Source organism: Jeongeupia sp. HS-3 (genome assembly GCF_015140455.1).
Lineage (GTDB): Bacteria > Pseudomonadota > Gammaproteobacteria > Burkholderiales > Chitinibacteraceae > Jeongeupia.
This window is the reverse complement of sequence record NZ_AP024094.1, coordinates 1,284,192-1,297,896: the sequence shown is the minus strand read 5'-3', so window position 1 is coordinate 1,297,896 and position 13,705 is coordinate 1,284,192. Positions and strand designations below refer to the sequence as shown.

The following is a 13,705-nucleotide window of genomic DNA, read 5'->3' as shown; positions in this document are numbered from 1 at the left end:
CGGAATGAAAGGTCAGGGGCAATGCAAAAAACGAACCCGCGCAGTGCGCGGGCCGTCGATATGGGCTGAACTATGCCAGATCCTTTTCGGGATGGCAACAAGTTTATGATTTAACGTTGATTTTTCCGGCTTCGCCATACAGACCCGAGAGTAACTCGCGCAGCAGGCGCTGCTCGATGATGGCGCGCTGCCCTAGCGGAACGGGCAACTGCAGGTGCAGGGTAATGTCCTCACGTTCTTCAAGCGAGATGCGCAAGCGCGGCTCTAGTGTCGGCGATTCCAGTGCGTAGCTGCGCTCCAGTTGCCGGGCGTGCTGCTTCAGGTCGTCGGCATAGTCGGCGACGATGTCGAAGGCGCAGTTCAGCAAGAGTGTTTCGGCGCGTTGCCAGTCGGCTTCGCGATCGATCGATATGTGGATGGTCTGGATGACGTACTGGCCCAGCGCCGTTTCGTTGTATAGCGGTTGCGACAACAGCAGGCTGTTGGGAAAGGTGACCGCCCGGCCGACGGTACCTTTGTGTGCCTGCACCTGGCTCGATTCGTGAATGGTGGTGCACAGCAGATTGGTATCGATCACGAGGCCACGCAAGCCGCTGATCTCGATTCGATCCCCCACGCTGTAGGCATTGCTGCTGGTGCGGTAGATCGATCCCATGCCGCAAAGAATCATCTCCTTGGTGGCGAGCACGATGGCTGCGGCGATCGCCACCAGCGAGACCGCCAGCGTTTCGATCTCGTTGGCCCAGATCAGCGCCATTGCCAGGACAAAAATCACCAATATGGTATTGCGCAGGGTCACCAGCCAACGGCGCTTCAGTTCGGCGCTCATGTCCCGGCGGCCAAGAATGGCTCGCCGTACCAGCGTGCGAACCAGCAGCAGCGTCATGATGAAAATCAGCGAAACGGCGGCATCGCGGATGAATACGCGGTCGATAAAGGTAGGGAGCCAGTCGGCGATCTGCATGGGGCGGCGTAGGTTATGCGGGCGCCCCAGTCTAGCAGTCCGGATCGGTACAGGCGACGCGCACCATTAACGTTTGGGCGCGCTCATGCCCTTCTTTGCGGCCGCCCGGTCCTGTTCGGCCTTCGTCAGTAGCGTGTAGGCGATGTAGTACTTGAAGATGTTGCTGACATAGGTGACGGTTTCCGGGCCGATCTTTTCCGCGGCGACCACTTCAACATTGTTGAACCACTTGTTCGGGTCGAGCCCGCGTTTGCGTGCTTCGGCGCGCAGCTGCTGGATGCGCCCGGCGCCGGCGTTGTACGAGGCGAAGGCGAACAGACCCTTGTTGAGCGTGTTCATCGGCTCCTTGGCGTAGTACTGGTCGATCATGAAGCGGATGTATTTCACCCCTGCATGCACGTTGGGTTCGAGCTGGCGTACATCGCCGACTTTCATCTCCTTGCCGGTCGCCGGCATCAGCTGCATCACGCCGATGGCGCCGACATGGCTGCGCGCCTGTTGGTCGAGGCGGGATTCCTGATAGCCCTGCGCCATCATCAGCAGGTAATCCATATGGTACCGGCCGCTGTAGGTGCGGAAGAGGGCTTTGGTCGCCTCGAAGCGGCTCAGGTCGGTGGTCTGCAGCGCGTTCTTGACGAAATTCTGCTCGCCGAAATAGCGTTTGTAGATGGTGTTGCCGAACGTCGTCCCTCGCGCATGCGTTTTGATGAACGCATCAAGGTCGGCTTTCAGTTGAGGGCTGTTCTTGCGGATCATCAGTGCGATCTGGCCTTGGCGGTTGACGGCCAGGTCGGGGTGCAGCTGCAGTTTGGGCAGTACGCGCGCCCACAGCTGGGCCTTGTAGTCGTCGACGACTGCGAATTTGAGCAGGCCGCTGTTGAGCATCTCCAGCAGGTCTTCGTCCTCAAGCTCCTCGGCCGCCGGGGTGAGCGTGATCAGCGGGCGTTTTTCCTTGGTAAAGCGCTGGTTCAGTTGCTGCAGGTGTTGCCAGTAGCTCGATGATTTGCGTACGTACAGCGTTTGTCCGGCGAGGTCTTCGAGTTTGCCCAGTTTGGGCGAGGATGGTCCGGTGACGACGATCTCGCTGACGTTCTGCATCGTCGGCGCGCTGAAATCAACCTGCTTGAGTCGCTCGGGCGTGATCGTCAGTGCTGCGGCCGCGATATCACCGCGTCCGGCCAGTAGCGACGGGATGAGCTGGTCGCGCCGGGTGGGGACGAACACGACAAATACCTTGATGTTGCCGGTCTTGAGGCGTTTGTTGAGTTCATCTTCGTAGGCTTTGAGCGCCTCAAAGCTGGCGCCGCGTTGCTGGCCATTTTCGACCCAGTAGTGGGTCTTGGAGTGGGTCACCAGAACCCGGATGACCCGACGCTTGAGCATGCCGTCGAGGTCGCCGGTGTAAAGCGGATTCTGGTAGGGCAATTCGCCGTAGATCCGTCCCGGCGCAACGGCCGAAGCATTCGTTGGTACGGGTGGCGCGGCGAATGTCTGGCAGATGCTCAGGCTGAGCATCAGGCTCGCGACGAACGATTTGAACAGGGCACAGGGCATGGTTATTCCTCGGCGCCGGCGTGTAGACGGTGCGTTGTCCCCCCTGTGGATGCTTATAGAATAGGCCGGCTGAGGTCTGCGCCAAGCAGTGCGTCGGGCGGGGCAGATGGCCGGTGTTCAGCGCAGTCTGCGCTGTATGGCAATGATGAGTCCGGTTACTACGGCGAATGCGGCAAGGTAACGGTACAGATCCTGGCAGGCCAGCAATTGCGCCTGCTGCGCGACCATGCGGCCCAGCTCGATTCTGGCGCCAGTCATGGCCTGCTCGGCGTTGTAGCCGTTCTGACTGAAAACCCCGGCGATTGTCGCGAGCCAGTGATCGATTTGCGGATTGCCGGCGTGGACCGTCGCCGCCAGGTTGTGCTGCACCTCGAATTGCCTGTCCTGCAGCATCACGGCGGCGAAGGCGCTGGAGATTGATGTGGCGAGCTGGCGCATCAGATTCTTGCCCTGATAGCCGTGGCCAAAGTATTCGTCGCCCAGTTCGCTATACGTCAGCCCGGCCACCGGCAGTACGACCATCACCGAGAACAGGCCCTGGAACGCAAGGCCATACATCAGCCAGTGCGTGTCGACCCCCGCCGGCAGGATCGAATACCACCAGCACGCGCCGGCCATGATCAGCGTGCCGGCGAGCATCAACGGCTTCTTGAGCGTGAGTTTGCGGCTGTATCTGATATAGAAATACACCGCGACAAAGGTCGCGGCGCCGGCAAAACTATCGAGCCAGCCTACCGCAATCAGCGGGATGCCCAGACCACGCTCGGCATAAATCGGGAACAGATAGCCGCGGAAGTTTTTGATCGAGTAATACAGGAAGTACAGCCCCAGCCCGGTCAGATAAACCGGACTGACCAGTGCCCGCAGGTGCAGGATCGGCTGGGGATGGCGCCACTGATGCCGCAGAAAGCCGAGCAGCAGCAGTCCGCCGCCGCCGGCCAGCAAGGCCAGCCGGTAGGGGTGGGCAAAGATGTCGTAGCGGGTATCGCTCAGCATCAGTTGCAGACACAGTACCGCCGCGCCAAAGAGTAGTAGTCCGCCAATGGCCAGTGGTTCGCGTTCGCGCGGTGGCTCGGCGTCGGGGAGTAAAAACCAGGCGCCAAGCAGTGCCAGCAACGCCGGCGGCAGTGCGCCGTAAAAAACCAGATGCCAGCTGCCGCTCTCGACCAGGGTTGCGGCCAGCAGTGGTGCGATCATCGAGGCGCTGAAAATGCCGTACATGAAGTATTTCACCGCCAGCGCGCGTTCGCTGCCCTTGAACATCAGCGGAATCAGCACGCGCGAGCTGGTGAAGAAGGCGCCGCCGCCGAGGCCCTGAACGAGGCGGAACAAAGTCAGTTCGTTGAGCGTGCCGCTCTGCGAGCAGCCGATGGTGCCGATGATGAACAGGGCGAGTGCGGTGCACAGATAGCGCCGATAACCGAACTGGCGCACCGACCATTGCTGTTTGACGATCATCAGCAGGCTGCCGATGGCGTAGGCGGCTTGCGCCTGGGCGAATTCGCGCGGCGCGGCGCCAATGCCGCCCATGATGTGGCTGGCGGCGAAAACGAACATCAGGTTTTCAAGAAACTCGACGCCGGTGATCAGCCCCAGGAGCGCCATCAGTAAGCGTTTCTTGCTTGCCCGATAGCGGGCATGCAGTCGCAAACTCATGCTTGCGAGAGTCCCTCGTCAATGCGGCCGAGCGTGACCAGCAACATTGGCCGCATCGCGGGCTCGACGAGCTGCCAGCAGGCTTCGTAGGCGGCGTAGACCTCGGGCACGGCCTGTTGCTGCAGGCTGCGGCCCGCTTCGGTCAGGTTGAGTTCCAGCCCGCGGCGGTCGGATGCCGATGGCGTGCGTTCCAGCAGTCCGCGCTTTTCCAGTACGTCGAGCAGGCGGGTGATCTGGGTGCGGCTGGCGTCGAGCGTCACGCTCAGTTCGGTCGGGCTCATCGGGTCGTCGATGTTGCTCGCCAGTAGCGTCAGCGCAAGGTATTCGCGCATTTCCAGCTTGAACTGCGCCAGGGCGGCGTTGACGCGCCGTTCGAGCAGGTGGGCGGCACGGAACAGCCGGCGCGAAGCGATGATGGCATCGCGTGGTGCGTCCGGATTGGCGGCGCAGATGCGCTCGATGCGGGCTTCAAATTCCACTGAGGCATTCCTTTGGTTTTGATTGATATAATATCATATGAAATTATATTGAGGCGATTCGGCTTGTCCGACGGGCGGATTGTGGAAAACCGCCGTTTCGTCGATGCGGCCAGTTTGTTACTCTGAAGGGTTCGCTTTACTGATGGTCAATGGGCCTGCGCGTTGGTGGGCACCTTCAACTTCTATAGATAACCTCCCATGCAAGAACATCAAACTCACTCCGGCGAGGAAAGCGCACCCGCGCTGCGGCGTAGCCTCAAGGCTCGCCATCTGACCATGATCGCCATTGGCGGTTCGATTGGTACGGGCCTTTTCGTCGCATCGGGCGCTACCGTCTCGCAGGCTGGCCCCGGCGGCGCCATCGCCGCCTATGTGCTCATCGGCCTGATGGTCTATTTCGTGATGACCAGCCTGGGTGAACTGGCAGCCTACATGCCGGTATCGGGCTCGTTTTCGACTTACGGCGCCAAGTATGTCGATGAGGGTTTCGGCTTCGCGCTTGGCTGGAACTACTGGTACAACTGGGCGGTAACCATCGCCGTCGAGCTGGCTGCCGCGCAACTGGTCATGCATTACTGGTTCCCGGATATACCCGGGATTTACTGGAGTGTGATCTTCCTCGGCATCATGTTCCTGCTCAACTACATCTCGGTGAAGGGCTTTGGCGAGGCGGAGTACTGGTTCGCGCTGATCAAGGTCGTGACTGTGGTGGTGTTTATCGGCGTGGGGCTGGCGATGATCTTCGGCATCCTCAAGGGCGGTGCGCAGCAAAGCTTTGGTAACTTCACGATCGGTGATGCGCCCTTCGTGGGGGGCTTTCCGGCCATGCTCGGCGTGGCGATGATCGCCGGCTTCTCGTTTCAGGGGACCGAGCTGATCGGGGTTGCCGCTGGCGAATCCGAGAACCCGCGGCGCAATATCCCGCGCGCGGTCAAGCAGGTGTTCTGGCGCATTCTGCTGTTCTATGTGCTGGCAATCTTCCTGATCGGCGTGCTGATTCCGTACACCGATCCGAGCCTGCTGAAAAATGATGTCGCCGATATCGGCGTGTCACCGTTCACGCTGGTATTCCAGCACGCAGGTCTGGCCTTCGCTGCCGGGGTAATGAATGCGGTGATCCTGACTGCGGTGCTGTCAGCCGGTAACTCCGGCATGTATGCATCGACGCGGATGCTCTACAACCTTGCCACCGAGGGCAAGGCGCCGAAGCTGTTTGCCAAGCTATCGAAGAACGGTGTGCCGCAAAACGCGCTCTATGCAACCACCGCAGTGGGCGGCTTGTGCTTTCTGACCTCGCTCTATGGCGACAAGGAAGTCTATATGTGGCTGCTGAATACCTCGGGCATGACCGGCTTTATCGCTTGGCTGGGGATTGCGATCAGTCACTATCGCTTTCGCAAGGGCTACGTGGCGCAAGGGCACTCGCTGGAAGACTTGCCTTACCGCTCGAAGTTTTTCCCCTTCGGGCCGATGTTCGCCTTCGGGCTCTGCATGGTGATCATGCTGGGGCAGAATTATCAGGCCTTCATGCTCGACCGGATTGACTGGGTAGGCGTGGTGGCGACGTATATCGGCATCCCCTTGTTCCTGGTGATCTGGTTGGTTTACCGGATTCGTAACAAGAGTCGCATCGTGCCGTATGCGGAAATGGATTTCCCGCATGAATCATCGGCCGATCGTCGCTGATTGTTGATGGCTATAAAAAGCCGACCTCTGGGTCGGCTTTTTTGCGGGCATGCATTCCCCGTTCGCTGGCTCTGCGCCATGATGCGAGTGGTGCGCTCCGGTGGTTTTCGTTACGCCGGGACGATGATCGCGGGAGGGGGCTTGGCATGCAAGGCACAAGCGGGATGTGGCCTGGGCTGGTTTCGGTCTGACTGCGAGCGAGACCAAAAGCAACGGACGTAAAAAAGGCACCCGAAGGTGCCTTTTTTAATGGCGAGTGCCTGGTGAGCTTATTGCTCGCCAACCACGACCACCTTCACTTCAACAACCACGTCGTGGTGCAGAGCGAGGGCGATGTCGTATTCGCCGATGGCCTTGAACGGGCCTTGCGGCAGGCGAACTTCAGCCTTCTTCACCGCGATACCATTGCTGGTGAACGCATCGGCGATGTCGGCGGTGGTGACCGAACCGAACAGACGGCCATCAACACCGGCCTTTTGGCCGATGGTGACAACGGCGCCTTCCAGTTGGGCGGCACGTGCTTGTGCGTCAACCAGGATTTCGGCTTGACGTGCTTCGAGTTCAGCGCGGCGTGCTTCGAATTCGGCCAGGTTGGCGTCATTGGCGCGCTTGGCTTTGCCTTGCGGGATCAGGAAGTTACGTGCGTAACCGTCCTTGACCTTGACCACGTCACCGAGGCCACCGAGATTTGCGACTTTTTCGAGCAGAATGATTTGCATGTCAGGGTCTCCTCGGATTAGTGCAGATCGGTGAATGGCAGCAGGGACAGCAGGCGAGCGCGCTTGATGGCGGTCGACAGTTGACGCTGGTACTTGGCTTTGGTGCCGGTAATGCGGGCCGGGATGATCTTGCCGTTTTCAGCAATGAAATCCTTCAGGATAGCGATATCTTTGTAGTCGATATGCTTGATGCCTTCGGTGGTGAAGCGGCAGAATTTTTTCCGCTTAAACAGATGACGGGACATGTTAATTCCTCAATTCAGCAATTCAAATTCGTTGATGTGCAGAACAAGACGCCGGCGTTGTCGCTGACTGGTTGCGGCAAAAAAACCGCGAACCTTGAGTTGCTGGCCATTGGCGATTTTATTCATCGCCAGACCGACCGTGCCTACTGCCACGGCTTCCACTTCCATAATGACCTGGCGTGGTATGCCGTTCTCCTGCTGGCTGGATTCATGACTGATGACACAGTGTTGAACCGGAATGCCGGCAGGGGTGTAGCGCAACGGAGGCAATTCGATCAGGGTTCCACCCAGAACCGTCTTGTTGCGATCGGGCACTTAGGCGGCAGCCTGGCCTTCTTGTGCAGGAGCGGTCAGCGACTTCGACTTCTCTTCCTTCATCATCGGCGACGCTTCGGTTACAGCGTGATCTGCCTTGATGATGAGGTGGCGCAGCACAGCATCGTTGAACTTGAACGCGTGTTCGAGTTCGTCCAGGGTTTCCTGGCCGATTTCGACGTTCATCAGCACGTAATGTGCCTTGTGGATTTTCTGGATCGGGTAAGCCAGTTGACGGCGGCCCCAGTCTTCCAGGCGATGAACCGTACCGTTGCCGGTGCTGATCAGTGCCTTATAGCGCTCGACCATTGCGGGCACTTGCTCGCTTTGGTCCGGGTGCACGATAAATACGATTTCATAGTGTCGCATGTGTTCTCCTTTTGGGTTAAAGCCTGCCGTCAGCGACGTCGGTCAGGCAAGGGGTAACAGGCGATTATAGCCATTTGGCCTCGCCTGTTCAAGCCGATGCGATGCTGGTATTAGCGTTCGAGCTGGTCGAGCTTGCCGACGACAGCGGCCCAGGTGTCGTGATCCGGCAGCGGGTCTTTCTTTTCGACGATGGCCGGCCACGCTTGGGAAAGCTCGGCGTTCAGTGCGATGTAGTCTTGCATCTCGGCGGGGACATCATCTTCGGCGTAGATGGCCTCGACCGGGCATTCGGCGACACACAGGGTGCAATCGATGCACTCATCGGGGTCGATTACCAGGAAATTCGGGCCTTCACGGAAGCAATCCACCGGGCAGACATCAACGCAGTCGGTGTATTTGCACTTCACACAGGCGTCGGTAACAACGTAGGTCATTGTGTTTGATCCTTTTCTTGGGGCGAGACGGTCGTCAGAATACCGGAATCTTACCAAAGCCCCTTCGGGGTCGAGTGACGACGTGGCTATTTATAAAGAACCCAGCGCACTAACTCTGCCGGTTTACCGTGGTCGATTCGCGCCCAGTCCAACCGGTGATTTGCATCTGGGTTCCTTGCTGGCGGCGGTGGCGAGCTATCTCGAGGCGCGCGTTGCCGGCGGAGAATGGTTGTTGCGAATCGAGGATCTCGATCCGCCGCGCATCGTCCCGGGTGCCGCTGATCGGATTTTGCAGATACTCGATGCCTATGGTTTCGAGTGGGATGGCCCGGTGCGCTATCAGAGCGAACGTGGCGATCTCTATCTGGCTGAAATCGAGCGCTTGAAGTCGACTGGCTGGCTGTATGGCTGTGCCTGTACTCGTAAGGAAATCGCCGCAATCGCGCATGCCGGGATCGATGGTCCGGTGTATCCGGGTACCTGTCGCACCGGTTTGGCGGGGGGGCGTATGGCGCGCGCCTGGCGCCTGCGGGTGGGTGAGGCGGTGGTGGATTTTGAGGATGCGGTGCAGGGTTGGCGTCGGCAGGATCTGGTGCGGGAGGTGGGCGATTTCGCGCTGCTTCGCGCCGACGGCTTGGTGGCGTACCAGTTGGCAGTGGTTGTGGATGACGCGGCGCAGGGGATTACCCATGTGGTGCGCGGCGCCGATCTGCTCGACTCGACGCCGCGGCAATGCTATTTGCAGCAAAGGCTTGGCTATCTTCGGCCGGCTTATGCGCATATCCCGGTGTTGGTCAATGCGCAGGGCGAGAAATTGAGCAAGCAGACGCTGGCGGCGCCCCTGCAGGCCGGGCTGGCTGTCCACAGCCTTGTGGCGGCCTTGGCGCTGCTGCGTCAGTTGCCACCCCAAGACCTAAATCGCGCTTCGCTTGCCGAGGTGTGGCAGTGGGCCAGGTCGCATTGGCGTATCGACGCGCTGGCCGGGGTGAAGTCGATCACAATGCAGGGCGTTGATACCGGGTTCTGATGCTTTGATGCTTACTTGATTTGCAATTAATGTTGCGTTGCGATGACTAATGCAGGCCTCTATTTGGTATCTTGAAATAGTGATTTTAACGATCGCTTAATTAGCCTGAAAGCCGCGCCAATGGTGAATCCGCAACGGATTGCTTGGTGCCCGGGAGGCTTCCTTGCATGGCCGTTGAACGTGGTGATATGTTGCGTTCCAATATTTGAATAAATAAAGCACTCAGCACACGTCGGCTGATGATCAAGAGCCCTGGGGGACAACGTGCAAATCCAATCGAAACTCAAAGCATGTGTATTGGCAATGATGCTTGCATCGCCTTGGGTGACCCATGCTGCCGGGCTTGGTAAATTGAATGTCATTTCCGGTCTGGGTCAGCCCTTTCGCGCTGAAATCGATTTGACCTCGGTGCAGGCGGGTGAAGCCGATTCGCTGGCGGTCAGCCTTGCATCGCCAGAAGGCTATGCCAATGCACAAGTGCCCTATCCGCCGTCGTCGTTGGGCTTGCGCTTCAATATCGATAAGCGTGCTAACGGTCAGTATTATGTACTGGTGACCTCCAGTCAGGCCGTGAGCGAGCCTTTCCTTGGCTTGCTGGTTGAACTCAACTGGGCATCGGGCCGCATTCAGCGTGAATACTCGGCACTGATTGATCCGGTGGGCTACGGCAGTGCGCCGGCCCGCTCGGCCGAGCTGCCGGGGCGTGTTGTCGGCAAAACCTCCGGGTCTACCAGTGCGGCACCGGTTGCGATCAAGCAGCCAAGACAGGCCGCGCCGGCCAAGGTTGCCGCCACGGCTGCACCGCAAGATGCACCGGCCGAAAAGGCCGCAGGCGATGCCTACACCGTGCGTAGCGGCGATACCTTGTCATCGGTGACGCGAAAGGTGCAGCCGGATGGCGTGAGTTACGAACAGGTGCTGGTCAGTCTGTACCGTGCCAATCCGTCAGCCTTCGATGGCAATATGAACCGGCTCAAGCGCGGCAAGATTTTGCGCATTCCTGATCGTGAGGCCATCGCCTCGGTGAGTCGCGACGAAGCCGCCAAGGAAATTCGCCTGCAGGGCGAGGGCTGGAAGAACTACCGTAGTCAGGTGGCTAATGCCGTCGGCAAGCAGCAGGCGGCGGACGCCGGTGCTGGCGCCGCCTCGGGCAAGATCACCGCCAAGGTCGACGACAAGGGCCTGGCGCAAGGTGATGCCAGTAAAGATGTGCTCAAGCTCTCCAAGGGGGGGCAGGCTGGCGACGTACAGTTGAAGGCGTTGCAGGACGAGGCGCTGGCACGGCAGAAATCGCTTGAAGAGGCGAACCAGCGCGTTGCCGAACTGCAAAAGAACGTCAAGGACATGGAGAAAGCGCTGGCGCTCAAGGGGCTGGCAGGTGTGTCGCAAGCCGCTTCCGCACCGGTGGCTGCCGCAGTGCCGGCCGTAGAGGCTTCGGTTCCGGCGGTGGTGGCGTCCGAGGTGGTCGCGGCGCCCGTTGCGGCATCGGCCGTGGCCGAGGCGAGCCCGGTCGCCAAAAAACGCAAGCCGGTGGTTGTGGCTGCGCCGGTGGAAGAACCGTCGTTCTTCGCCTCGCTGCTCGACAATCCACTGGCCATTGGCGGTGGTTTGGCCGCGGTGCTGCTCGGAGCCGGGGGCTTGTTCTGGGCGCGCCGCCGCAAGCCGGCGCGGTTTGAAGACAGCTTCCTCACCGCTGGCGATCTCAAGCCCAATACCGTGATCGGTGGCAGTGGTGGTGCGGTCATCAGCACCCAGCCGACTGAAAACTCCTTCTTGACCGACTTCAGTCGTCAAGGGCTGGGCACTATCGATACCGATGAGGTCGATCCGGTCGCCGAGGCCGAGGTGTACATGGCCTACGGGCGGGATGCCCAGGCCGAGGAAATCCTCCGCGATGCGCTGGCCAAAGACGGCAGTCGCAACGAGATTCGCCTGAAGCTCCTGGAAATTTATGCAGCACGCAAGGACAAGGCGGCGTTTGAGGATGTGGCTTCGTCGCTCTTTGCCCAGCTCAATGGGCAGGGTCCGGTGTGGGAGCAGGCTGCGTACATGGGGCGCAATCTCGATGCGGCGAATCCGCTGTATCAGCCGCGTCAGCAAGCTGGCGTCACCGCGCCGTTGGCTGTGGCCGGGGTGGTTGCGGCGGCGGGCGCGAGCGTGATCGATGACCTCGATCTGGATCTGAGTGCCGATGCGCCGCTGCCGGATGTTGCATCGTTCGAGTCGGCCGAATTGGTCGAGCCAGCCGATGCTGCGCAGGCTGCTGATGCGTTTGCGCCATCCGAGGCGATGGGTTCGCTCGATTCGGCATTGGACGACCTTGATTTCGATCTGGGGGTGTCCGCTGATGCGCTGGATGAACCGGCTGCGGCAACGCCCGAGGTCGAGTCATTCCTGAATGCGCCGACCATCCCGGTTGAGCTGGATCTTGATGCCGATCACGAGCTCGATTTTCCGCTTGATCTTGACTTGCCTGGCATCACGTCTTCGGCGGTCGAATCGGCGGCGGAGAGCGAACCCTTGCCGGTGGCCGAGCTGGAGAGCGACGACGACGGTCTGGGCTTTGATTTCGATTTTAGCGAGCCGGCGATCGCGTCGACGCTGAACGCGGCGGTCCCTGAGGTCGATCTTTCCGCCCTGGATCTGAATCTGGGTGATATCGAGGCGGAGGATGTCGACCTTGCCGAGAATGACCCGGTGCAGACCAAAATTGATCTGGCCAGGGCCTATCTGGATATGGGCGATACCGAAGGCGCGCGCGAAATCCTGCAAGAGGCGCTGGGCGAAGGTGGCGAGCACCACAAGCAGGAGGCGCAGCGTCTGCTTGCCGAGCTCTGATTGTTGATGTTGTCGCGGTTGCATCCGGCCAATTGGATCTTGTGCTGGCTGTTGGTGGCGTGCTGGCTGCATGTATTGCAGCCCACGCCACTTGTCGTTTCGGTCTCGCTGTTGATATTGCTTGCGCTGTACGGCGATCGCCGTCGCTGGTGGCGTACGCTCAAGCGGCTGCGCTTTTTGCTGTTCGCGCTCGTGGTGGTGTACGGCTGGAGTACGCCGGGTATGCACGTCATGGCGCAGAGTTGGGCGCCGAGTGAGGAAGGCTTGCTTCTGGGCGCGCTGCAGGCCTTGCGGCTGATGGGCATGCTGGCCAGTTTGCAGTTGCTGATGGCCATTTTGGGGCGTGATCGGCTGTTTGGCGGGCTTTACACGCTGGCCGCACCGCTGGCACTGTTCGGGTTGTCGCGTCAGCGTTGTGCGCTGCGTTTGGCGCTGACGATGGATTTTGCCGAAGCGCTACTCGCCGCGCCGCGCCCTGCACGCGATGCCTGGCGTGCCTGGCTCGACGGTGCCGGTGAGGAAGCGCCGGCGCCGATCCGTTTGTCCTCGTTGCCCTTTGTGGGTGGGCAGCGATGGTGTTGTGCTGTATTGCTGGGTGCGATCGGCTTGATTTTGATGGGAGCAGGGTATTGAGCCGTTACGCATTGGCGCTTGAGTACGATGGTCGTGGTTTTTCCGGCTGGCAAGTCCAGCCACAGATGCCAACGGTACAGGCTGCGCTGGCGCAGGCCGTGTCGCGCATGGCGGGGCATCCGGTGCGAATCTTTGCGGCCGGGCGCACCGACGCTGGCGTGCATGCCTGCCGACAGGTGGTGCATTTCGATACCGAGGTCCAGCGCCCATTGACGGCCTGGGTGCGTGGGGTAAACAGCTTTTTGCCGCCCGGCGTGGTCGTGCTGTGGGCCAAGGTGGTACCCGATACCTTTCATTCGCGTTTTTCCGCCTATGCGCGGCATTATCGCTACCTGTTGCTGAGTCATCCGGTTCGTCCTGCCTTGTGGGCGGGCCGGGTCGGTTGGGTGCACCAGCCACTGGATCTGGATGCGTTCACGCAGGCGGCCGCCTTGCTGCTCGGGACGCATGATTTTTCCAGTTTCCGCGCGGCGGAGTGTCAGGCCAAAACCCCGGTCAAAACATTGCACCGGCTTGAGTTGAGTCAGCAGGGCAATCTGTTGATGGTCGATTTTTCCGCCGATGCCTTCTTGCACCACATGGTGCGCAATCTGATGGGGGCTTTGCTGTGCGTGGCCAAGGGGAGCGAGAAGCCAGAGTGGATTACTTCGCTGGTGGCTGCGCGCAATCGTACGGTTGCGCCGCCGACCTTCATGCCGGATGGCCTTTATCTGACCGGCGTCAGCTACCCGGCCGAATTCGGCCTTGATACCGAGCCTTCCGAGCGACACGGGTTGATCTGAGTGA

At 60.1% G+C, this 13,705-nt stretch carries 14 protein-coding genes; 5 read left to right on the top strand and 9 right to left on the bottom strand.

The features are described 5' to 3' along the window. Positions 1-103: 103 nt before the first annotated feature. The 4 genes from JLC71_RS06030 to JLC71_RS06015 form a co-directional block, all read right to left on the bottom strand. Positions 104-964 carry a mechanosensitive ion channel family protein gene (locus tag JLC71_RS06030; RefSeq protein WP_200917850.1) on the bottom strand — a complete coding sequence of 287 codons (861 nt, stop codon included), beginning with the start codon at positions 962-964 and terminating at the stop codon, positions 104-106. Positions 965-1,030: 66 nt separating this feature from the next. Then, positions 1,031-2,518 carry an MltF family protein gene (locus JLC71_RS06025; protein WP_200917849.1) on the bottom strand — a complete coding sequence of 496 codons (1,488 nt, stop codon included), beginning with the start codon at positions 2,516-2,518 and terminating at the stop codon, positions 1,031-1,033. Between the two features lie 117 nt (positions 2,519-2,635). Then, positions 2,636-4,174, bottom strand: a complete 1,539-nt coding sequence (locus JLC71_RS06020; RefSeq protein ID WP_200917848.1) for an MFS transporter — start codon at positions 4,172-4,174, stop codon at positions 2,636-2,638. Next, positions 4,171-4,653 (bottom strand): MarR family winged helix-turn-helix transcriptional regulator, encoded by a 483-nt coding sequence (locus JLC71_RS06015; protein ID WP_200917847.1) that lies wholly within the window; start codon positions 4,651-4,653, stop codon positions 4,171-4,173. The genes JLC71_RS06020 and JLC71_RS06015 overlap by 4 nt, the downstream gene beginning before the upstream one ends. Before the next feature lie 198 nt (positions 4,654-4,851). Between JLC71_RS06015 and JLC71_RS06010 the strand changes: the two genes are divergently transcribed. After that, entirely contained in the window at positions 4,852-6,339 is a 1,488-nt protein-coding gene (locus tag JLC71_RS06010) for an amino acid permease (RefSeq protein WP_200917846.1), read from the top strand. 269 nt (positions 6,340-6,608) lie between these two features. On the opposite strand, the gene rplI is transcribed toward JLC71_RS06010, so the two are convergent. The 5 genes from rplI to fdxA all read right to left on the bottom strand — a co-directional run bounded on the left by rplI (position 6,609) and on the right by fdxA (position 8,421). Continuing rightward, positions 6,609-7,058, bottom strand: coding sequence for a 50S ribosomal protein L9 (gene rplI, locus JLC71_RS06005; RefSeq protein ID WP_200917845.1), 450 nt, complete (start codon positions 7,056-7,058; stop codon positions 6,609-6,611). A gap of 17 nt (positions 7,059-7,075) precedes the next feature. Then, a complete protein-coding gene (gene rpsR, locus JLC71_RS06000; protein ID WP_200917844.1) occupies positions 7,076-7,303 on the bottom strand; it encodes a 30S ribosomal protein S18 in 228 nt (75 codons plus the stop codon). A gap of 9 nt (positions 7,304-7,312) precedes the next feature. After that, on the bottom strand, positions 7,313-7,618 hold the full coding sequence (gene priB / locus JLC71_RS05995) for a primosomal replication protein N (protein ID WP_236251004.1): 306 nt from the start codon (positions 7,616-7,618) through the stop codon (positions 7,313-7,315). Then, on the bottom strand, positions 7,619-7,987 hold the full coding sequence (rpsF, locus tag JLC71_RS05990) for a 30S ribosomal protein S6 (protein ID WP_200917843.1): 369 nt from the start codon (positions 7,985-7,987) through the stop codon (positions 7,619-7,621). A 110-nt stretch (positions 7,988-8,097) separates the two neighbouring features. Then, positions 8,098-8,421 carry a ferredoxin FdxA gene (gene fdxA, locus JLC71_RS05985; RefSeq protein ID WP_200917842.1) on the bottom strand — a complete coding sequence of 108 codons (324 nt, stop codon included), beginning with the start codon at positions 8,419-8,421 and terminating at the stop codon, positions 8,098-8,100. A 115-nt stretch (positions 8,422-8,536) separates the two neighbouring features. Between fdxA and gluQRS the strand changes: the two genes are divergently transcribed. The 4 genes from gluQRS to truA all read left to right on the top strand — a co-directional run bounded on the left by gluQRS (position 8,537) and on the right by truA (position 13,701). Then, positions 8,537-9,448: a tRNA glutamyl-Q(34) synthetase GluQRS gene (gluQRS, locus tag JLC71_RS05980; protein ID WP_200918280.1), complete on the top strand. Its 912-nt coding sequence runs from the start codon at positions 8,537-8,539 to the stop codon at positions 9,446-9,448. A 303-nt stretch (positions 9,449-9,751) separates the two neighbouring features. Continuing rightward, complete coding sequence (locus tag JLC71_RS05975; RefSeq protein WP_200917841.1) at positions 9,752-12,286, top strand: motility hub landmark protein FimV; 2,535 nt, start codon at positions 9,752-9,754, stop codon at positions 12,284-12,286. Positions 12,287-12,292: 6 nt separating this feature from the next. Further along, positions 12,293-12,919 (top strand): CbiQ family ECF transporter T component, encoded by a 627-nt coding sequence (locus JLC71_RS05970; protein WP_200917840.1) that lies wholly within the window; start codon positions 12,293-12,295, stop codon positions 12,917-12,919. Beyond that, the gene (gene truA, locus JLC71_RS05965; protein WP_200917839.1) at positions 12,859-13,701 is read left to right on the top strand and encodes a tRNA pseudouridine(38-40) synthase TruA; all 843 of its coding nucleotides are present in this window, start codon (positions 12,859-12,861) and stop codon (positions 13,699-13,701) included. Before JLC71_RS05970 ends, truA begins: the two co-directional genes overlap by 61 nt. The last annotated feature ends 4 nt before the right edge of the window (positions 13,702-13,705 follow it).